Raw genomic sequence first — 19,367 nt, 5'->3', positions numbered from 1 at the left:
GAAAGGGCTGGCCTTGATGTTAAAGCCAGCCTTTTTTGCGGAAATAATAAAGCGGTATCAAAGCAGAAATAATCATGACGATCAGGGCGGCCGGATAGCCCCATTTTTCTGATAATTCCGGCATAAAGCTGAAATTCATACCATAGATTGAGGCGATCAGTGTTGGCGGCATGAAGCCGACTGCGGCCACGGAGAAAATTTTAATAATCGCATTCTGCTCCACCGAGATCAGGCCGACAATTGTATCAAGCAGGAAATTGATTTTATTGGAAAGAAAATCAACATAATTCTCCAGCGACTGGGTATCGCGCTCCAGTGACTTAAGCCATGAGCGGGTATCCTTGGCCTGCGTTTTGGCGGAGGTGTTGGCCGTGAGATAGACCAGCAGCCGGCGCAGCCCGGAAAGACTTTCCCGCATGCGGGAAAGAAATGTCCCATGGGATCCTATCTCATTGAGAATTTCGCGAAAATTTTGGGTAGACATTGGCCGCATATTGGCCTGACGATGGTAAATACGGTGGGAAGCATTATCAATTTTTTCGCTGATATTCTCAACAAAATCTGCAAGGCGGTTAATATTGGCCTCAACAATACCAAGCATGATGCAAAGGCTGTTGGTGCGGTTGTTAACAAGGCCATTGCCGCTTTTTGATGTGCGTGATGCATAAAGCGCAAAGGCCTTTGGCTCTGCATAGCGCACACTGATCAGCAGCTTGTCGGTCATAATAAATGTAACAGGGCTGACAATACGGTGCTCGCCATGGCCGATATGAAGAAAGGGCGCGGTTAGAAATTGCGCGCCATTTTCACTGTAAAAGCGGTTGGATTCCTCAATCTCTCCCATATCTTCACGGGTTGGGATGGGGATACCGGTTTGTTCTTCCACATATTTTTCTTCTTGTCTGCTGGGGTTGAGCAAATCAATCCACAAGGCATCGGATGGCAGAATATGAGCACAGGCAGCATCAGAGTCAGGCATAGATGACGGCAAAACCGCCATATTTTCCTGATCAGCAGCAGTTGTGACGAGCAGATCGCCTTTGCGAAGATAGATGGTCAGCATGTTTTATTCAAAAGTCCCGGTAAATACAGACGAAATATAAGCGTTAAAGGCATTATAGAAACGGATATGTAAAGAACACATGTCAAAATGCAGTGTTTGTGTTGTCAGGTAAATATTGAATAAATAAAGAGAGATTTGCTTGTCTGGCATTGCGGATGCAGTATCCGGTCAGATATATCAATCAAATCCATAGCGGATTGATCAAGCACAGGAATTGATAGCAAATGCCCGCAATGAATGAGCCGCTTCTGGCAGAAAGAAATATGCAGGATAAAAACAGGGCTTCTGGCTCTGCATCCGGTTTGTCTCCTGCAGCCCGAACTGTACCGGAGCATCAGCATCGGGCAGGGCAGATCTATGCGGTGCCTGTGGCTGTATGTCTGGTTTTGATCGCTTTTAATCTGCGTCCGCTATTTTCCAGTTTGGCGGCCTTATTACCGGAAATTCTGGGCGCAACGGGTATTTCTGCTTTCACAGCAGGGTTGTTGACGACATTGCCGGTTTTCTGTCTTGGCTTTTTTGCTCCGCTCGCCCCGCGATATAGCGAAAGTATCGGCATGGAGCGTACATTGCTTCTGGCTGTTTTGCTGCTTGCTGCCGGCACATTCTTGCGCGGCACCGGCACTGTCAGCATGATGTTTGCCGGTACCATGTTGGCCGGAGCATGTATTGCTGTTTGTAATGTATTGCTGCCTGCACTTGTTAAGCGCGATTTTCCGGATAAAGCGGCCTTGTTGACAGGTTTTTACACAATGGCACTCAGCGGCGGCGCAGCCCTTGCGGCAGCCTTTACCCTGCCTGCCTACAAAGCCCTTGGCAATTCCTGGCAGATGGCGCTTGGCCTGTGGGCGCTTCCGGCACTGGTTGTTGCTCTGTTCTGGGGTGCGCTGACATGGCGGCAAAAACATCAGCGTATTGCCGCCAGGGGCAAGGTCAGCGGTTTATGGCGTGATAAAATCGCCTGGCAATTAACCTTGTTTATGGGCTTGCAATCATCTCTGGCCTATACGGTTTTTGGCTGGTTATCGCCCATTCTGCGTGAGCGCGGTATGGATGGTATTACAGCCGGCGCTGTGGTTTCTGTTGCAATTGGTGTGCAGCTTTTTTCCTGTCTTATTGTGCCGACAATTGCGGTGCGCTCCCGTAATCAGAGCCTGTTGAATGTGGTGCTGATCATCAGTGCCACCATAGCCACCTTGGCAATGCTCTTTATGCCGTTATGGTCTGTCTGGTATTGGGCAATTTTGCAGGGCATTGGCCTTGGCGGGCTGATTGCGGCAGCCATGACAGAGATTGTGCTGCGCTCGCCTGATCCGCGCGTGGCATCCCATCTCTCAGGCATGGTGCAGTTTGTGGGTTATATGATCGCCTCTGCCGTGCCGTTGCTGATCGGCATTATACATGATTTTACAGGCTCTTATAATGCAACTGCCTTTTTGTTTGTGCTGATTGGCCTTGTTGCCTCATGGAGCGGCTGGGGCGCAGGGCGGGCGTTGCATGTGCGCACGAGTGAATAAAGCCTGCAAACAAAACAGCCCCGCAAACAAATTGCGGGGCTGGTGTTTAAAAAAACCTGATCCGGATCAGATGAACTGGCTGAGACCCGGAATAGCGTTGACCACATCATCAACGGTTTGTGCGCCGGCTTTTTCCTTGGCAAAGGCAATGGTCTCTTTGGCAACACCGGTAATCTGTCCCATGCCGAGGCCTGCGCCCATCAGTTTGGAGCCAAGCCCCATAACGCCGCCCATCATATTGGAGAGAAAACCGCCTTTATCTGCAGAGGCGATCAACTCCTGCGCACCGGGAATACCGGCAATCAATGCGCCGACTTTGTCCTGCGGGCCTTCTTTTTCAAGAAAAGCGAGAATCAGGCCAACAGCTTTTTCTGCTGTTGCGTTGTCAACGCCGACATTATTGGCAATACGTGTAATCAGCTCTTCCATGGTGGTCTCCCAAAAAATTGACGTTTACGTAATAAGCATTCTGCAATGATGAAATCAAGCCTGCTGTGAACAGGATTAGCATAAATTTACGATGATTTTACGGGGCAATATTGTTCTGCTATAGCCGGGCAGGTATAGAATCTATGGCGCGGGTGCTGTTTCGGCAGTAAAAAAAGTATGAGCATAAACCGTTGAGGAGATGATAATGCCTGCAGAGGGAAGCATTTTTCTGGGTGCCAGCCGCAAACCGGATGACAGCTATCAGCAAGCTGAACAACTGGCGCTGAAATATGCCAACCGGCATGGCCTGATCACCGGAGCAACAGGCACCGGTAAAACGGTGAGCCTGCAGGTTATGGCCGAGGCTTTTTCTGCAGCCGGCGTGCCGGTTTTCTGCGCTGATATCAAAGGCGATTTATCCGGCATTGCCGCAATTGGCGAGAAAAGTGATTTTTCGGTCAGGCGCGCGGCAGAAATTCATCTTGAGCCTTATGACATGCGTGCTGCACCGGTTATTTTCTGGGATATTTTTGGCGAACAGGGGCACCCGATCCGCGCCACTATTTCAGAGATGGGGCCGCTTTTGCTCTCCCGTTTAATGAATCTGACCGATGCGCAGGAAGGTGTGCTGAATATTGCGTTCCGCGTGGCAGATGAAGAAGGGCTCTTGCTGCTTGATATGAAAGACCTGCAGTCACTGCTGACACATGTGGCAGAGCGTGCATCTGAATTATCTGTACAATATGGCAATATCAACAAGGCTTCGGTTGGTGCAATCCAGCGATCACTTCTGGTTCTGGAACAACAGGGCGGCACATTTTTCTTTGGTGAACCGGCATTGAATATTGCCGATTTGATGCGCACAACGACCGATGGGCGCGGTGTGGTAAGTGTGCTGGCGGCTGACAAGCTGATGATGAACCCGCGGCTTTATTCCACATTTTTGCTATGGCTGATGTCGGAACTGTTTGAGCAATTGCCGGAAATTGGTGATCCGGAAAAGCCGCATCTGGTGTTCTTTTTTGATGAGGCGCATTTGCTGTTTGATGAAGCGCCAAAAGCTCTGCTGGATCGTATTCAGCAGGTGGTGCGCCTGATCCGCTCCAAGGGGGTAGGTGTTTATTTTGTTACGCAAAATCCGCTGGATGTGCCGGAAGTGGTGCTGGCGCAACTAGGCAACCGCGTGCAGCATGCACTGCGTGCCTATACACCGCGTGAGACAACGGCGGTTAAGACAGCGGCCGATACATTCCGCCCTAATCCGGCTTTTGATACATTTAAAGCCATCACGCTGCTCTCCACAGGGGAGGCGCTGGTATCCACCTTGCAGGAAAAAGGCATTCCTTCGATGGTGCAGCGCACATTGATGCGTCCGCCATCATCGCGCATCGGGCCATTAACGGCAGAAGAACGCGCAAAGCTTGTGGCAGGCAGCCCGGTTGCAGGTCAATATGATCATATGATTGACCGTGAATCGGCCTTTGAAGTGTTGCAAAAACGCGCTGAAGAGAAGGTGGCTTCTGCAGAACAGCAAAGACAACAGCAGGAACAGGGCGGCTGGGCAGATTATTTGTCGGCCACACTTGGCGGCGGTAAGCGTGGCAGCCGCCAAAGCGTGGCGGAAACGGCGGTGAAAAGCGTGGTGCGTACAGTCAGCACCTCTCTTGGACGCGCTATTGTGCGCGGTATTCTGGGCAGTTTCAAACGCTGATACCGCTTATTCGCTCTCAAGGCATGGCGGTTTTATTCTTATAAGTGGATTTTTTAAAAAAAAGCCGGACTGGTTTACAGTCCGGCTTATGTATTCTCTTCATCTTCAAAAGATCATATGACCAAAATCGGGGATTTGCTTGGCACGCGGTCATAAAGATCAATCACATCCTGATTGAGCAGGCGTACACAGCCGGAAGAGACAGCCTTGCCGATAGACCACCATTCAGGATTACCGTGAAGGCGATAAAGCGTATCCACGCCGTCTTTAAAAATATACAGCGCGCGCGCGCCGAGCGGGTTGTTCAGACCCGGTGCCATACCGCCATTACGCACGCTGTATTTTTCCAGTTCCGGCTGGCGGGCAATCATGTCATCCGGCGGTGTCCAGCGCGGCCATTTGCGCTTCCATTGAATAATAGCGCGGCCCGACCATGAAAAACCTGCGCGGCCAATGCCCACGCCATAGCGCATGGCCTGCCCGTCCTGCATCACCAGATAAAGGAAACGGTTTGCGGTATCCACCACCACGGTGCCCGGCATTTCACCTGTCGGATCCTGAACAAGCTGGCGGTAATATTTGGGATCAATTTTCTGAAACGGAACAGCGGGAATTAAGTAGCCTTCATCTTCTACCGCTGCATACATGCTGGCATAAGGCCCGAGCGCGCCGCCATTATCATAGGCAGGCGGAGTTGCAGGCTCAGAATTGCCGCCCAGATCAATCACCGGAATATTGCCGCTGATTTGGGTGCAGCCCGCCAGTCCGGCAGCGGCCGTTACAGACAGCGCCGACATGAAGGAGCGGCGAGAGAGGATTTTTTCCATATTTAAACCAGTCTTTTCAGAGTGTTTAAAAAAATGATGAGCAAGCCTGATAAAGTTTTGCAACGGCATAGCCGCTACAGAAAGAATATCAGGCACAACCCGACAGAACCGTTTTTTCAGCAGCACGGCGCAAGCTGACAAAACGGATAAATGGCTATAAGCCGCAAAGACGGAACTGCCTGAAAGAATTGGATTTTTAGAATATGAGTGAAGTTTCCGGCAGAACATCCCCGCATAAAGCCGGTAAAAATTGCCATAATATGGCTAAGAACTTATGAATTTTTAAGAATGCAACTATGCGTATATGCCTGTTGCTGCATTGCAACATAAAGCGTTATATTATTACCTTTCTAAAATGATAAGCCTTATATGTCCTGTCGCCCTAATAGCGGCAAGGCCGTGTGGATTTTGCTTTTGTATTTTGAATAGCCATTTGGTTTTATTGCGGGTTTGGCTGTGTTTCGCAGTTTTTTATGATAATAATTTAAAATTTCCGTGATTTCATTCGGAACGGCGCTTGTGCGCATTGCCCGTGTGCGCTTGTCGGCCTATGTAAGACGGGCATGAAGAATTTGGGTGGCGGAAACTTGTGGCCGCCCACACCAAGAGGAGAAACACCATGGCTTTTGAATTGCCTGCTCTGCCTTATGATTATGATGCACTTGCCCCTTATATGTCGCGTGAGACTCTTGAGTTTCACCATGACAAGCATCATCAGGCCTATGTAACCAATGGTAACAAGCTGCTTGAGGGTTCCGGTCTGGAGGGAAAGAGCCTCGAAGAAATCGTTAAAGAAAGCTACGGTAAGAATCAGGCGTTGTTTAACAATGCCGGCCAGCACTATAACCACATTCATTTCTGGAAATGGATGAAGAAGAATGGTGGCGGCAACAAACTGCCGGCCAAACTGGAAGCCGCAATCAATTCTGATCTCGGCGGCTATGATAAATTCCGTGAAGATTTTATTGCAGCCGGCGCCGGTCAGTTTGGTTCAGGCTGGGCATGGCTGTCGGTTAAAAACGGCAAGCTGGAAATCTCCAAGACGCCAAACGGCGAAAATCCGCTTGTTCATGGCGCAACTCCAATTCTCGGCGTCGATGTCTGGGAGCATTCCTATTATATTGACTACCGCAATGCGCGTCCTAAATATCTGGAAGCATTTGTTGATAATATGATCAACTGGGATTATGTGCTTGAACTCTACGAAAAGGCCTGATTGCGGCTTGTCGTTAATAAAAGCCTCCTTCGGGAGGCTTTTTTATTTTGAAAAATACTTTTTGAATATTCTTTTCATAGATATTCTGGATATTGGCATTATAATCATTCTTAAGTCATGATTGCGGATTAAAAAAACGCAGTATGATAATATTTTATACCAAATAAAGGGACGTTTCATGCAAAAATCTGTTCTGGTTTTTTCTGCCTTGTTCATGATGGCGGGCGCGGCTGTGGCTTCACCTGTTGAAGATCGTCAGGCCTTGATGAAGGATATCGGCCGTTCAATGGGCGTGCTTGGCGCGATAATGAAGGGCGAAAAGCCATTTGAGGGCGAGGCTGTGCAGGCAGCATTGGAACAGCTGAAAGCTGATGCCGCCAAGATTGATGCAGATGCAATGTTCCCGAAAGGCTCGGAGGGAGGCGATACAGCTGCTGCGCCAAAAATCTGGGAGGATGAAGCCGGATTTAAAGCCGAGATTGAAAAATTCCGCACTGTTACCGCTGCCGCAGTTCAGAGCAAGCCGCAGGATGTGGATGCGTTGCGTGTCAGCATGAAAGAGGTGGGAATGAGCTGCGGCACCTGCCACCAGAATTATCGTATCAAAAAATAATTAGCCTTGCCTGCACATGTGTTGTCATGTGCAGGCTTTGTATATGAAGATATAAAGTTTTTTGACTTATAAGTGAGGATAAAATCAGGCATGAAACGTAAATTGATATCCGCTGCCTTGCTTTGCGGCCTGGCCGGATCCGGTGTTTTCTGGTTTCTGACGCAGCCGGTGCATATTGACCGCACGGCAATTGACAAGCTTGCGGCAGGGGATGTCAAAAACGGTGAACAGGTTTTTTATGCCGGTGGTTGCGCTTCCTGCCATGCCGCTCCGGGGGCAGAGGGGGAGGCAAGGCTGGTTTTATCCGGCGGCCATGAATTGAAAACAGATTTCGGCACCTTTACCGCACCGAATATCTCGCCTTCAGCTGCAGGTATTAAAGATTGGACATTGGCAGAATTTTCCGATGCCATGCTGCAGGGCATCGGGCGCAATGGTGAACATCTCTATCCGTCTTTTCCCTATACATCCTATACGCGTATGAAATTGCAGGATGTGGCAGATCTTTACGCTTTCATGAAAACATTGCCGGCTTCAGACGAGGTATCCAAACCGCATGAACTGGGCTTTCCCTATAATATCCGGCGCGGGCTTGGCCTGTGGAAAATGCTTTATCTGGATAAAGCTCCGGCAGTGCAGTTGAACAATCCGGATACACAGCTGCAACGCGGGCAATATCTTGTGGAGGCGCTGGGGCATTGCGGCGAATGTCACACGCCGCGCAATATTCTGGGCGGGCTTGAAATGACAAAATGGCTTGCCGGTGCTGTTTCGGCAGAAACAGACAGCCAGGGGCGGCGTGGTATTGTGCCCAATATTACCGATGGAGAGGGTGGTATTTCTAGCTGGAGTGTGAGCGATATTGCCTATGGCCTGGAAACGGGTTTTACACCGGATTTTGACTCGATGGGCGGCGCGATGACAGATGTGATTGCCAATACGTCAAAATTACAGCCGGCCGACCGCGAGGCTATTGCCGTTTATCTCAAGGCAATTCCTGCACATAAAAACGGTTATACATCGCAATAGTCTGAGAAGCTTAACGCCTGATACATCTGACTATGCGCGGCAGCCCTGCGCTATACAGGCTTTGCATTGTATAAAGCCAGCCGCGACATTCTTCCATAGAACGGAAGCAACGGTAGCGGCTGATAACCTCAGGGCTGTCATCATAGTTGAAAGCACTCTCCCCATAACCCTGAAACATGCCGACAATCACGCCGCTGCCGCGTGGCGGCGTGTTGCAACGCCAGCCGGCATATTCGCTGACATCTTTACGCACGGCAGCTTGTGCCGCCTCTGCATGCAGTGAAAACAGCATGGCAGTGCATAAAGCGGCGGCGCACAACCGGAAATGATTTTTATGCAGGAAATTTAAAGACATTAGCGGCATGGTCTGTTCCTTTCCGGTTGTGTTTTTGTGCAGCAACAAGGCAGAAGAGGCGCAGTGTTCCCATCTGCCTTGGCAGTGCTGCCTGTGGCTTAAAGCCTGCCTGCAACTTTCAGCGCAAAAGCATAATTATAGGCAACCTCTTCCAGCTGCGAGAAACGGCCGGAAACGCCGCCATGGCCTGCTTCCATGTTGATTTTTAACAGGACAGGATTGCCGCCGGTTGTTTTCTCGCGCAGTTTTGCAACCCATTTGGCGGCCTCCCAATAGGTCACCCGCGGATCCGTCAGGCCGGCTGTGGCCAATATTGGCGGATAGTTTTTTGCTTCAACATTATCATACGGGGAATAGGCCGCAATGGTTCGGTAATCGCTCTCCGATATAATAGGATTGCCCCATTCCGGCCATTCCGGCGGGGTCAGCGGCAGGCTGTCATCCAGCATGGTATTCAGCACATCCACAAAAGGCACATCGGCGATAATGCCGCTAAAAGCCTGCGGTGCCATATTGGCAACAGCGCCCATCAGCATGCCGCCTGCCGAGCCCCCGTGTGCGATAATACGATCATGGCTGGTAAAACCTTCTGCCACAAGATAATTGGCTGCGGCGATAAAATCGGTGAATGTATTGACCTTGTGTTCACGTTTGCCGTTTTCATACCAGGCAAAGCCTTTATCCTTGCCGCCGCGTATATGGGCAATGGCATAGATAAAGCCGCGATCTGCCAATGACAGGCGTGTGGTGGAAAAACCGGCAGGAATCGTGCTGCCATAAGCGCCATAGCCATAAAGCAGGCACGGGGCAGAACCATCAAGCGGCGTGTCCTTATGGGCAAGAATGGAAACCGGCACCAATTCGCCATCATTGGCCGGTGCAAGAATGCGGCGCGTAATATAATTCTCAATCACATGGCCGCTTGGAACTTCCTGTGTTTTCAAAAGAACCCGCTCACGGGTAACCATATTGTAATCAAAAAGCTGGGATGGCGTGGTCATGGATGAATAGGAGAAGCGGATCACGTCCGTGTCATATTCAGCACTGCCCTGAAGCCCCAGCGAATAGGCTTCCTCATCAAAGGCTATAGCATGTTCTGCGCCACTTGCCCGCTCACGGATAATAATGCGCGGCAGACCGTTATTGCGCTCCAGCCAGACCAGATGGTTCTTATATGCCGCCACATCCAGAATGATTGTTCCGGCCTTTTCAGGCACAACTTCGGTCCAGTTCTGCTTTTGCGGCGCGCTGACCGGCGCAGACATGATTTTGAAATCTTTGGCGCCGTCAATATTGGTCAGAATATAGAAAACATCGCCTCCTTCTGTGAGGTTATATTCAATACCGTTCTCACGCGCTGCAACCAGTTGCGGCTTTGCCTGCGGATCATTGGTCGGTATCAGCCAGACCTCGGATGTTTCATGATCCTGAATAGTGATAAAAATAAAATCATTCAGGGAACTGCCGCTAATATTCATAAAGAAACCGGCATCTTTCTCTTCATAGATAAGATGATCCTGTGCCTGTTTTGTGCCAATACGGTGATAGAATAATCTGGCGGGGCGATGATTATCATCCATTTCCACATAGAAAATCCCCCGGCTTTGAGCATCCCAAACGGCGCTGCCCGCTGTTGCGGTCAAAAGGTCGCTTCGATCTTCCAATGTGCCAAGATCACGGATTTTTATGTCGTAAAATTCAGAACCCTTAGTATCGGCAGACCAGGCAAGCAGGCTGTGATCAGGGGAGTAATCCAGCCCGCCAAGGCTGAAATAGGCCAGTTCTTCCGCCTGTTTGTCGCCATTGAGCAGCACTGTTTTATTGCCGCCGTCGCGTGCGGTTCTGAAATAATGCGGATGTTGCCCGCCGGTAATATAAGAAATACCATAAGCATAGGCGCCATCTTTAACAGGCACGCTGGAATCATCCTCCTTGATACGCCCGCGCATCTCTGCAAAAAGCTCTTGCTGTATATTTTTTGTATCTGCCATCAATGCAGCCTGATAGGTATTTTCCGCATCAAGATGATTACGGATTTTTTTATCCAGCAGGGAAGGATCGCGCAGCACATCCTGCCAGTTGGCAGCCCGTAACCAGTGGTAATCATCCTGCCGGGTTATGCCGTGGCGTGTATCGTTATATGCTGCCTTTTCCGTTACAGGGGCAGGAATATTAATAAAGGTATGTCTGGTCATAATGTTTCCGGTTGGTGTTGCGCAGGTTACAGATCCGGTGAAAGGTTCCGTGCCGGCAAGAATATCAAAAATGTTAGGTTTCGGTAAAATACAGGGCTATGCCGTTCATGCAATATCGCAAGCCTGTGGGGGCAGGGCCGTCGGGAAAAACGTGACCTAAATGCGCATCACAATCCGCGCAGCGGATTTCGGTGCGGTTCATCCCGTAGGAAAAATCCTCAAAAGCCTGCACGGCTTCCGGTTCTGCCGGACGGGTAAAACTCGGCCATCCGGTGCCGGAATCAAATTTATCTTCAGAGCGGTATAATAACCGGTCGCAACAAATACAATGATAGGTGCCGTGGCGCTTATTATCAAAATCAGGGCTGGAAAAAGCCCGCTCGGTGCCATGCTGGCGGGTAATCTTATATTGCTCCGGGGTGAGTTGCTCACGCCATTCAGCGTCGGTTTTTTGCACTTTCAGCTGCGGGCGCCGTGAATGGTTATCGGACATGATTCCTCTCCGGTATCAGGGGCTAACTCTTGTAATAAATGGGGATGTTAAACCGGCTTTTAAAGTAGTAAACCGGCTTGCTTGGAGTGAACAGATTTAATGAAGCGTATTGGTACCAGGCAGCTAAATATTTAAAAATACAGTTTTATTGATTTTAAAAATATTGAAACAGATTGTTGCATTTAAAAAGTGAGAGAATTGCCAGAAAAATGACTTAATATAACAATATCAACTTTTTTGATGAAAGGTGAATGCCCGTTACATTGGTCATATTGCTTGGCATTGCAGAAATATCCTGATTTTAAAATCGCCGGATAAATATTCTGAAAATCCGGCATTTTAAAGTGAATGTTTTTATGATGATAAGTATAAGTTCATGCGCCGGATATTTAATATGTTTTGTCTAGGCTCTGATAAGAAGGCTGGTTGGCAAGACTTTTATTTGGTGTGAGGCAGTTTATATTTGTTCGGTGAATGTTCAGTTTTGATTTTTTGATCAAATATCAGTGTTTCTCAGTGAAAAGTATAAAATAAATTTGACATTTTAATGTTTTTTATAGATATGAGAAGATGATTGCGGGTGGCGCTTTTAGTTTAGACTGGTTGATTGTTGGGCGGAAACGCTTCTTGAAAGTCTTTAGAAGAATTCCGTTTGAACAATTTTTATAGATAAAGGAAGTATAATGGAACATCCAGAGACTGTAGTTTCAGCTCATGAACTACTGCTTGGTCTTACGGCTGATGTTGTTGCTGCTTATGTAAGTAATAATTCTATTCGCGCAGGTGAAGTTCCTGCCTTGATCGCTGATGTTCATGCTGCATTTGCCCGCTCCGGCGTGCGTGAAGAAGTTGTTGCAGTAATTGAAAAGCCAAAACCGGCTGTTAATCCTAAAAAATCTGTTCATGACGATTATATTATTTGCCTTGAAGACGGTAAAAAATTCAAATCGCTCAAACGTCATCTTATGACGCATTATAATCTTACACCTGAGCAGTATCGTGAAAAATGGGATCTTGATCCTAATTATCCTATGGTTGCGCCCAATTATGCCGCAGCTCGCTCGGAGCTTGCCAAGAAAATGGGGCTGGGCCGCAAACGCAAAGCTGCCTGATCATTCAGGTTTGCTATGTCTATACCGTATTAGGCAACGGCATATTCTGTGCCGTTGCCGATTTATTATCAGATTAGTGTTATTACGGCTGTATGGCAGCTGTTTCTGCGGCGGTTATGCTGATGAGCCGGTCGCGTAATTGTTTGAGCGCAATATGCCGGTTAATATCATAGCCCCAATGCCGGTTAACGCCTTTTAATCTTTCTCTTCGCAGCAGCCTGTTCAATCTGGCAATTATATATTGTTTTTGTTCTGTGCTGGCATTTAAGGCCTGAGCAAGATCAATGCCGCAACTTAATTGCAATGCGGCTGCCTGGCTGGCATTGATCCGGTTTTCTTCTTTGTTTTTTAAGAACAGTTGTGTCTCTGCGCATAATGCTTGTGACATGGCAATGCCTCCGTTGCAAAGCCGGTATTTTCCTCTGCCTGCGGGAAGCGGGGATAAACTGAATGATTTGAAATAAATATGTATAATATGTAATATTATTTTATTTGTTCTTTAAAATTTAATTTTATTTAAATATATATGTTTTTATTGATATAAATTAATGTATTGGGTTTCGTTTTTTATTCTATAATTATATTAAATATTTTTAAATATTGAATTAAGTAAAGAATTTATTCCCGTATAAGTTTTTTATATTATCAAATATGCCATATGCGGAGGGCGTATGGTGCGTGATTTTTCTGATTTTATGTCCGGACATTCCGCGACACTCGCGGTCTTGCATGATTTATCTCTGTCCTGTCGTCCGTTTCTCCGGGCGGCAGATTGTTACACGCAGAAGCGGGAACATGCACAGACATTACCTGTTTATCTGTCCAATACCGGCGCAGACAAACGGATTATAACAAAGGGGGAAAGACAAAAGCAGGCAAGCAATATTTGTGAAGCTTTGTTTGTGCTGCTTTCATCTTATTTCAAGGTGCCGTTGCAGGAGTTGCGCAGCGTGCAGCGCGGCAAGAAGAATATCGCCAGAATAAGGCAGTTGGGCATGTATCTCGCCCATACGATGTTTGGCCTTTCTATGGCCGAGGTTGCCTGCGCTTTTAACCGCGAACGTACCACGGTCAAGCATGCCTGCCATGTCATTGAAGATATGCGCGAAGATGAAGCTTTTGACCGCAATGTCAGTGCTTTTGAATATCTTATCAGGATTATTTATTCAGACGGAGGCGTGGCCCATGAAAGATGATGTGCAAAGCATATTTTCTCTGACGGAGCAGCGTTTGATTTTGCGTTTGCTGCGTTTTTTGGTCAGGTCTGCTGCCCGTCTTGAAAATATGGCGCAAAATGGTTCGTGTCTCTTGATTAATAATGATGGAGCCTGTCTCGCTTCTGAGCTGAAAATTTTGCATAAACTCAATCAAAATGGGGCAATTGCCTGTGATAGTGAGATGGTGGAGCTGACTGTTCGTGGACGGCAGCTTTTATCATCCCTTAAAAAGCTTCATCCGGCATCAAAGACATTATCCGGAACGGAGGCCGGTTCTGCCAACGGGCAGATTGTTGGCGCAGGCCAGCCTGACCGGAAAATAGCGGTTAATATTGCGGAATCGCCTCTGGCTGTTTTGTACCGGTTGAAGGGAAAGAATGGCAGGCGCTTTCTGACTGATGAGGAGTTTCAGGCGGGTGAGCGCCTTCGTGCAGATTTTACACATGGCAATATGATGCCGCGTATTTCAGCCAATTGGGAGGCCGGCGTTGCTGGGCGCGTGCGCGGAGAGCGGGGCGGAGCGGCAGAAATGAGTGATCATGCTTTGGATTGCCGTGAGCGCGTTCATAAGGCGCTTGAGGCTGTGGGCCCTGAATTATCCGGCTTGTTGCTGGATATATGCTGTTTTCTCAAAGGGCTGGAGCAGGTGGAGCGTGAGCGGTTATGGCCGGCGCGCTCAGCTAAAATGCTGCTCAAGACCGCACTTGGTATTTTACATCGCCATTATTCGGCAGGCTTCGGAGGAAAAGGGAAAGGACGGCCGGTTATTTATCATTGGGGGGATCGTGATTATCGCCCTTCACTATAAGTTTGCTGAAAGTTTTGAAAAAGCGGCATAGTAAATCCGCCTTATGCAAAAGGATCCGGCCTTTTGCATAAGGTAATCAATTATGCGCTCATTTTAAGTGCGGCTTGTGCATCATGGCGGATACGCTGCACCATAGAGCGCAGGCCATTGGAGCGTTGCGGCGTTAAATGTTCATCAAGGCCAAGGGTTTTGAGCATAGTTTCCGCATCCGTGTTCAGGATAACAGAGGCTTTCTCGCCGGAATAAAGGGCAAGCAGAATAGCCACCAGACCGCGTACAATATGCGCATCAGAATCGCCTAAAAATTCCAGTACCGGATCTGTGCCCGCACCCTGTATGGTTTTCAGCCAGACCTGACTGACACAGCCGGGCACTTTATGATCATTATCGCGCGCATCTTCCGGATAAGGTTGCAGATCGCGGCCAAGCTCAATCACATAGCGGTAGCGGTCTTCCCAGTCGTCAAGAAATTCAAAGTCGGAAACGATGGCGCTGATCTTTGAATTTGTCATATGGTAACTCCGCTTTATAAAAATATCCAAGCGGCTTATAGACCATTTTAACTGTTATTGAAAAGTTTAATACAGATTTATCGCGGCGGCCTTTGTGCAGGCAGGGGAACTGACGATGTGGCTGAGGCCGGTTGTGCTGCCCCCGACTTGATAGGATTATCAGGATTGTTTTTTGTAAAAACCGGGCTCTCACCGTCTGTTTGTTGTGCGGCTTGCAATAAGGCTGATTTTCCGGCCGCACACAAGGCAGGATTGTGGTTACAAAAATCAATAATATCCTGCACTGTTTTTCCGGCCTGCAACAATTGTTTAACCGGATCCGGCGCATGTGTACTGGCCTGATTGTTCCCGGACGAAACAGCAGGCTGCTGCCGGTTTTGCCGGACAGGCTCGGGTGATTTATGAACCAGCCCCGGCATGATCAGAAAGACTCCGCCGAGCCAGAAAATACATTTCAGCAGAAATCGCATGTCCTAATTTTCCTGCCTTTCTGTTTCACCCCGCAGCTTGTTTGTCTTTTTCAGCATATGATGGCCGGATTAGAGCTTTTGCTCTTTTATATTTGCAAATGAAAAATAAGAACAAATCCTGATTTTTCACTATCAGGCAAATTCCTGAAGATTCTGATAAAAGAGTTTTAACAGATACTTACATTTTCCGGATGTGGAAATATTCCGTTTACCATAGCGGCAAAAGCATTGTGTTTTTTAACGAAAAACCCTTGGTTCCGGCCATTCATACAGCCCTTTTATCACTTCCTTAAAGTCTCTGCGTCCATTCTCAGAACATCCCGCAGCCCTGTTTTGGCACGGGACTGTAAATTTGTCCGAGTAAAAGTGAGTAAGCTGCGTGCACGGCATTTATGCAAAAACACTGAAAATGATTGGAAATGGTTTGCAGGTGGCCGCCTTGAAAAATCCCCTGTCTGCGCAGGAGGGCGTTCAGCCGTCATCCGCTGCATTTTCTGTTGTGCATTTGCGTTTTGCCTTGTTGCTTCAGCCGCTTTTTCTCACCATGGCGTTTTATAGCGTGCAGCCGCAAGCCGATTTTAACACGCTTCTCTTTGCAGGATTGTCCCTGATTGGCATTTCGCTGTTATTGCTGGCTGCGCAGGCATTTCATATCCATACCGGTTTAACGGCAATGGCGGCTTTGCTTGTTTATAGTGCCGTGCTGACTTTTGCCGCATCATCTGCCCATGCAGACAGTGCGCTGGTTTTGGCAATGGTGTTTATGTTGCCGCTGGAAATCTGGCTGGTAACGCATAGGCGCATTGCAGTTACTGCCGGCGCAGGGCTTGCAGCCCTGTTGCTCACTGTTGCTTTTATCAAGGGTACCAATACACAGCCAACATTGCCGGCCGGAATTTCCGCTGCATTGCTTTTTATATATATGGCAAGCATCTTGCTGCGTGTTCTGCCGCTGTCACGTGCTGTTTCTGCGCGGCAAGCCGCCTTTTCCGGCGCATTGGCTGATACGGATATGGAAGCCGCGCTGGATGCACTGATTATCCGCCTTGATAAGGACGGGCATATCCGCTCACTCTCGGATCACTGCGCAGCCCTGTTTGGCGTGGATCGTGCGGTGCTGGTCAACAGCCTGCTGTTTGATCGTGTCCATGTGGCTGATCGCGTCCATTATCTGGCATTTCTCAATGGTTTACAGAATACAAATTCTGTTATGAAAACGGCTGGTAAAACAGAAATCCGGCTGCGCTGTGTCGAAAATAATGCATCACAGCCGGATGAACAGGCGAAGATCTATTTCAATAGTTTTGAGATTGAAGGTCAGGTTACCGCAGGTCAGGGCTTTCTGATTGTTGCACGCAATATGGAACAGGCAAAGGCTGAACAGCAGCGCATAAGCCGCCAAAATGCAACAATTGAGAATCTGGAATTTTCCCGCAATCGTTTGCTGGGCACAGTAAGCCATGAACTGCGCACGCCGCTGAATTCGATTATTGGTTTTTCTGATCTTCTGCTCCATGATGTGGCAGGCCCGCTGCAAAGCGAAAAACAGCGTGAATATATTGATCTTATTCGCAAATCCGGCAGTCATCTTTTGGAGGTGGTCAATACGATTTTAGAGGCATCGCGCCTTGAGGCCGGCCGTTATCCGCTTGTGCAGGAGCGGTTTGCCATGCGTGACAGTGTTACCATGTGCAATGCCATGCTGATGCCGCTTGCAGAAAAAAAGGGCGTTATTCTTTGTGATCGTATTCACCCTTTGATACAGGATGTAGTGGCCGACCGGCGTGCTGTTCAGCAGATTTTGATCAATTTGGTATCCAATGCCATTAAATATACCAATAAAGGCGGCTGCGTTACGATTGATATTATGCCGGAAGCAGCACAATTGGTGATTTCGGTTTCAGATACCGGCATTGGTTTGACGGCGGAAGAAATTAACAGGCTTTGCCAGCCTTTTACCCGGATAGATGATGCGCAAACCTGTATGCAGGAAGGCACAGGTCTTGGTCTTTATCTGGTGAAGGGGCTTGTCAGCCTGCATCAGGGGCACATGGATATTCGCAGCCGCAAGGGCGAGGGCACCATTGTTACAATCAAACTGCCGCAGCCTGCCGGTTCATGTAATGCGGATAATAGCTCCTCAGAGCGGGTACAGACCGCAAATCCGGTATCATCCGGCACTATAACGCAGATGGGGCATGCGCAGGCTGATATGCATCGTGCCCTTGAACAGGTACGAACAACAATTATCAATCTTCAGACCCAGCAGGCAGAAAGTAGTTATGACGGGAAGACAGGGTCGCAGCGGCACAAAACGCAAGGGGAATTCCATGCGCAGGAACGCAAGACGGCGTAGTTTTGGCAGACGTTTTTTTGATGCGTGTTTAACCGGCGTATCGCGCGTGGCGCTGGCGGCGGGGGATGTTGTGGCGCGCAATCCGGTGGTTGCCGGCGGCGCAACAGCTTTTTTGGTGACACTGGGCTTTGTTGCCAGCAATGCAATCTGGTACCAGCCGCAGGCACATGAGAGCGTGTTTTTTATAACCCGCCCGCAGCAGGTCTTTCATGCACCGGCCGCAAGCGATGAGCTTGCGCGCAGATTAACCGGCACTGCCAATACACAGAAGCGGCAATCAGCAGCTGTGCCCGCGCAATCTGTCTCCAAAAAACAACAGGTTGCGGCAGTCCTGCCGGATACAACTGTGGATGGCGGCGACCTGCCGGCATTGGCGCCTAATGGCGATAAGCAGGTTGCAATTCTGCAATATAATCTGAAACAGCTTGGTTTTTATGACGGCAATGTGGATGGGCTGACAGGCCCGCAGACCCGTAAGGCACTGGAACAGTGGCAGAGCGTGCAGGCCAAACTTGCACCAAAGGCTGCAGGCGGCATGAATATTGAAGATGCAATTGCAGCCGGAGATAAAACAGCCTCCGCAATATCTGCGCCAGCCAGCCCTGCTATACAGACAGTTGTTGTGCCGCAAAGCCGTCCGCAGCGTGAGGTGCCGGTTTTTGAACCGGCAGAAGGCAGAAATGTATCTGTTCGGGAGCCGCAAAAAACGGTGGTGACGCAACAGCTCCCGCAACCGCAGACACAAGCGCAGGCAAAGGCTGCATCACAGCAGGCCGCCCCTGGGCAAACCATAAGTGCCGAGGAATTGGTGCGTATTCAGGCAGGGCTCAAGGCCTTTGGTAATGATATGGTGGTTGTGGATGGTGTGCCGGGAAAAACCACTGAAGATGCTATTCGTGAATTCCAGAAACTGTTTCGCCTTAATGTCAGCGGCAAGCCTGACCCTGAATTGATCAGTAAGATGCGGGAAATCGGGCTGATCAGCTAAATATTTGCCTGCCGGAAAGGGCAAGCTGCATCTGTGCAGCGTGCAGGAGATAAAAGACCGGCAGGGTAATGATGATAAAACAGGATATGTCTTGATGCGTCTGACAAGCGAGTTCTGGGTTTCCGCATTGATGCGGCGTATACGCGGAGCCGATGGTTTTGCCTATCTGGTGCGGCGCGGGGCAACGCAGGCCGGCGCGATTTTTATCAAGATACGCAACAAGGACGGGCAATATGATTTATATATGCCGGCACCGCAGAGTGAATATGACCCGGAACAGGTGGATGAGCGGCAATTTGTGCTTTATATGCAAAGCGATGATGAGCAGCTGATCAATGAGCGGCTGGAAAAGGAATTGCGTTTTGATCCGGATCTCTGGCTGGTAGAAATTGAGGACTGCGAGCAGGCTGCAGATATGCTAAGCGGCCATTAACCGGCAAATTTTCAGACTATGCG

Annotated in this window: 20 protein-coding genes; 11 read left to right on the top strand and 9 right to left on the bottom strand. The window is 48.9% G+C overall.

What is annotated here, in order from left to right; genetic code table 11:
- Positions 1-19: 19 nt before the first annotated feature.
- Positions 20-1,063 (bottom strand): magnesium/cobalt transporter CorA, encoded by a 1,044-nt coding sequence (gene corA, locus ACSTTO_RS11475; protein ID WP_439273346.1) that lies wholly within the window; start codon positions 1,061-1,063, stop codon positions 20-22.
- 224 nt (positions 1,064-1,287) lie between these two features.
- On the opposite strand from corA, the gene ACSTTO_RS11470 reads away from it, so the two are divergent.
- A complete protein-coding gene (locus tag ACSTTO_RS11470) occupies positions 1,288-2,580 on the top strand; it encodes a CynX/NimT family MFS transporter (protein ID WP_439273345.1) in 1,293 nt (430 codons plus the stop codon).
- A 66-nt stretch (positions 2,581-2,646) separates the two neighbouring features.
- On the opposite strand, the gene ACSTTO_RS11465 is transcribed toward ACSTTO_RS11470, so the two are convergent.
- Positions 2,647-3,009, bottom strand: coding sequence for a DUF2267 domain-containing protein (locus tag ACSTTO_RS11465; protein WP_439273344.1), 363 nt, complete (start codon positions 3,007-3,009; stop codon positions 2,647-2,649).
- 199 nt (positions 3,010-3,208) lie between these two features.
- On the opposite strand from ACSTTO_RS11465, the gene ACSTTO_RS11460 reads away from it, so the two are divergent.
- A complete protein-coding gene (locus tag ACSTTO_RS11460; RefSeq protein ID WP_439273343.1) occupies positions 3,209-4,720 on the top strand; it encodes a helicase HerA-like C-terminal domain-containing protein in 1,512 nt (503 codons plus the stop codon).
- 113 nt (positions 4,721-4,833) lie between these two features.
- Here ACSTTO_RS11460 and ACSTTO_RS11455 read toward each other — a convergent pair whose 3' ends face one another.
- Positions 4,834-5,547 (bottom strand): L,D-transpeptidase, encoded by a 714-nt coding sequence (locus tag ACSTTO_RS11455; RefSeq protein WP_439273342.1) that lies wholly within the window; start codon positions 5,545-5,547, stop codon positions 4,834-4,836.
- Positions 5,548-6,166: 619 nt separating this feature from the next.
- On the opposite strand from ACSTTO_RS11455, the gene ACSTTO_RS11450 reads away from it, so the two are divergent.
- From ACSTTO_RS11450 to ACSTTO_RS11440, 3 genes are all read left to right on the top strand, one after another.
- Positions 6,167-6,763, top strand: a complete 597-nt coding sequence (locus tag ACSTTO_RS11450; protein ID WP_439273341.1) for a superoxide dismutase — start codon at positions 6,167-6,169, stop codon at positions 6,761-6,763.
- A 178-nt stretch (positions 6,764-6,941) separates the two neighbouring features.
- A complete protein-coding gene (locus tag ACSTTO_RS11445) occupies positions 6,942-7,376 on the top strand; it encodes a c-type cytochrome (protein WP_439273340.1) in 435 nt (144 codons plus the stop codon).
- Between the two features lie 90 nt (positions 7,377-7,466).
- On the top strand, positions 7,467-8,405 hold the full coding sequence (locus tag ACSTTO_RS11440) for a c-type cytochrome (protein WP_439273339.1): 939 nt from the start codon (positions 7,467-7,469) through the stop codon (positions 8,403-8,405).
- A 10-nt stretch (positions 8,406-8,415) separates the two neighbouring features.
- On the opposite strand, the gene ACSTTO_RS11435 is transcribed toward ACSTTO_RS11440, so the two are convergent.
- From ACSTTO_RS11435 to msrB, 3 genes are all read right to left on the bottom strand, one after another.
- On the bottom strand, positions 8,416-8,697 hold the full coding sequence (locus tag ACSTTO_RS11435) for a metallophosphoesterase (RefSeq protein ID WP_439273806.1): 282 nt from the start codon (positions 8,695-8,697) through the stop codon (positions 8,416-8,418).
- Positions 8,698-8,858: 161 nt separating this feature from the next.
- Positions 8,859-10,955: a S9 family peptidase gene (locus ACSTTO_RS11430; protein ID WP_439273338.1), complete on the bottom strand. Its 2,097-nt coding sequence runs from the start codon at positions 10,953-10,955 to the stop codon at positions 8,859-8,861.
- 73 nt (positions 10,956-11,028) lie between these two features.
- Complete coding sequence (msrB, locus tag ACSTTO_RS11425; protein ID WP_439273337.1) at positions 11,029-11,448, bottom strand: peptide-methionine (R)-S-oxide reductase MsrB; 420 nt, start codon at positions 11,446-11,448, stop codon at positions 11,029-11,031.
- A gap of 683 nt (positions 11,449-12,131) precedes the next feature.
- Between msrB and ACSTTO_RS11420 the strand changes: the two genes are divergently transcribed.
- Positions 12,132-12,560 (top strand): Ros/MucR family transcriptional regulator, encoded by a 429-nt coding sequence (locus tag ACSTTO_RS11420; RefSeq protein WP_439273336.1) that lies wholly within the window; start codon positions 12,132-12,134, stop codon positions 12,558-12,560.
- Between the two features lie 82 nt (positions 12,561-12,642).
- On the opposite strand, the gene ACSTTO_RS11415 is transcribed toward ACSTTO_RS11420, so the two are convergent.
- On the bottom strand, positions 12,643-12,948 hold the full coding sequence (locus ACSTTO_RS11415; RefSeq protein ID WP_439273335.1) for a cytoplasmic protein: 306 nt from the start codon (positions 12,946-12,948) through the stop codon (positions 12,643-12,645).
- 283 nt (positions 12,949-13,231) lie between these two features.
- On the opposite strand from ACSTTO_RS11415, the gene ACSTTO_RS11410 reads away from it, so the two are divergent.
- Both ACSTTO_RS11410 and ACSTTO_RS11405 read left to right on the top strand, forming a co-directional pair.
- Positions 13,232-13,756 carry a helix-turn-helix domain-containing protein gene (locus ACSTTO_RS11410; protein WP_439273334.1) on the top strand — a complete coding sequence of 175 codons (525 nt, stop codon included), beginning with the start codon at positions 13,232-13,234 and terminating at the stop codon, positions 13,754-13,756.
- A complete protein-coding gene (locus ACSTTO_RS11405) occupies positions 13,746-14,585 on the top strand; it encodes a DUF6456 domain-containing protein (protein WP_439273333.1) in 840 nt (279 codons plus the stop codon). The genes ACSTTO_RS11410 and ACSTTO_RS11405 overlap by 11 nt, the downstream gene beginning before the upstream one ends.
- A gap of 80 nt (positions 14,586-14,665) precedes the next feature.
- Here ACSTTO_RS11405 and ACSTTO_RS11400 read toward each other — a convergent pair whose 3' ends face one another.
- The gene (locus ACSTTO_RS11400; RefSeq protein ID WP_439273332.1) at positions 14,666-15,097 is read right to left on the bottom strand and encodes a SufE family protein; all 432 of its coding nucleotides are present in this window, start codon (positions 15,095-15,097) and stop codon (positions 14,666-14,668) included.
- Positions 15,098-15,174: 77 nt separating this feature from the next.
- Positions 15,175-15,567 carry a hypothetical protein gene (locus ACSTTO_RS11395; RefSeq protein WP_439273331.1) on the bottom strand — a complete coding sequence of 131 codons (393 nt, stop codon included), beginning with the start codon at positions 15,565-15,567 and terminating at the stop codon, positions 15,175-15,177.
- 439 nt (positions 15,568-16,006) lie between these two features.
- Here ACSTTO_RS11395 and ACSTTO_RS11390 point away from each other — a divergent pair, with 439 nt between their 5' ends.
- The 3 genes from ACSTTO_RS11390 (at position 16,007) to ACSTTO_RS11380 (ending at position 19,344) form a co-directional block, all read left to right on the top strand.
- Entirely contained in the window at positions 16,007-17,923 is a 1,917-nt protein-coding gene (locus ACSTTO_RS11390; RefSeq protein ID WP_439273330.1) for a sensor histidine kinase, read from the top strand.
- Entirely contained in the window at positions 17,898-18,911 is a 1,014-nt protein-coding gene (locus tag ACSTTO_RS11385) for a peptidoglycan-binding domain-containing protein (protein WP_439273329.1), read from the top strand. Before ACSTTO_RS11390 ends, ACSTTO_RS11385 begins: the two co-directional genes overlap by 26 nt.
- A 94-nt stretch (positions 18,912-19,005) precedes the next feature.
- The gene (locus ACSTTO_RS11380; protein ID WP_439273328.1) at positions 19,006-19,344 is read left to right on the top strand and encodes a DUF1491 family protein; all 339 of its coding nucleotides are present in this window, start codon (positions 19,006-19,008) and stop codon (positions 19,342-19,344) included.
- Positions 19,345-19,367: the final 23 nt, after the last annotated feature.

The sequence above is a fragment of the Pseudochrobactrum albidum genome, from assembly GCF_051851455.1.
In the GTDB taxonomy this organism is placed as follows: domain Bacteria; phylum Pseudomonadota; class Alphaproteobacteria; order Rhizobiales; family Rhizobiaceae; genus Pseudochrobactrum.
Note: the sequence above shows the minus strand (reverse complement) of the source record. Positions and strands in the feature narration are given on the sequence as shown.

Coding starts and splice junctions, on each gene's coding strand:
- corA (WP_439273346.1), bottom strand. CDS start 1,063: ATGCTGACCATCTATCTTCGCAAAGGCGATCTGCTCGTCACAACTGCT.
- ACSTTO_RS11470 (WP_439273345.1), top strand. CDS start 1,288: ATGCCCGCAATGAATGAGCCGCTTCTGGCAGAAAGAAATATGCAGGAT.
- ACSTTO_RS11465 (WP_439273344.1), bottom strand. CDS start 3,009: ATGGAAGAGCTGATTACACGTATTGCCAATAATGTCGGCGTTGACAAC.
- ACSTTO_RS11460 (WP_439273343.1), top strand. CDS start 3,209: ATGATAATGCCTGCAGAGGGAAGCATTTTTCTGGGTGCCAGCCGCAAA.
- ACSTTO_RS11455 (WP_439273342.1), bottom strand. CDS start 5,547: ATGGAAAAAATCCTCTCTCGCCGCTCCTTCATGTCGGCGCTGTCTGTA.
- ACSTTO_RS11450 (WP_439273341.1), top strand. CDS start 6,167: ATGGCTTTTGAATTGCCTGCTCTGCCTTATGATTATGATGCACTTGCC.
- ACSTTO_RS11445 (WP_439273340.1), top strand. CDS start 6,942: ATGCAAAAATCTGTTCTGGTTTTTTCTGCCTTGTTCATGATGGCGGGC.
- ACSTTO_RS11440 (WP_439273339.1), top strand. CDS start 7,467: ATGAAACGTAAATTGATATCCGCTGCCTTGCTTTGCGGCCTGGCCGGA.
- ACSTTO_RS11435 (WP_439273806.1), bottom strand. CDS start 8,697: ATGCTGTTTTCACTGCATGCAGAGGCGGCACAAGCTGCCGTGCGTAAA.
- ACSTTO_RS11430 (WP_439273338.1), bottom strand. CDS start 10,955: ATGACCAGACATACCTTTATTAATATTCCTGCCCCTGTAACGGAAAAG.
- msrB (WP_439273337.1), bottom strand. CDS start 11,448: ATGTCCGATAACCATTCACGGCGCCCGCAGCTGAAAGTGCAAAAAACC.
- ACSTTO_RS11420 (WP_439273336.1), top strand. CDS start 12,132: ATGGAACATCCAGAGACTGTAGTTTCAGCTCATGAACTACTGCTTGGT.
- ACSTTO_RS11415 (WP_439273335.1), bottom strand. CDS start 12,948: ATGTCACAAGCATTATGCGCAGAGACACAACTGTTCTTAAAAAACAAA.
- ACSTTO_RS11410 (WP_439273334.1), top strand. CDS start 13,232: ATGGTGCGTGATTTTTCTGATTTTATGTCCGGACATTCCGCGACACTC.
- ACSTTO_RS11405 (WP_439273333.1), top strand. CDS start 13,746: ATGAAAGATGATGTGCAAAGCATATTTTCTCTGACGGAGCAGCGTTTG.
- ACSTTO_RS11400 (WP_439273332.1), bottom strand. CDS start 15,097: ATGACAAATTCAAAGATCAGCGCCATCGTTTCCGACTTTGAATTTCTT.
- ACSTTO_RS11395 (WP_439273331.1), bottom strand. CDS start 15,567: ATGCGATTTCTGCTGAAATGTATTTTCTGGCTCGGCGGAGTCTTTCTG.
- ACSTTO_RS11385 (WP_439273329.1), top strand. CDS start 17,898: ATGCGCAGGAACGCAAGACGGCGTAGTTTTGGCAGACGTTTTTTTGAT.
- ACSTTO_RS11380 (WP_439273328.1), top strand. CDS start 19,006: ATGCGTCTGACAAGCGAGTTCTGGGTTTCCGCATTGATGCGGCGTATA.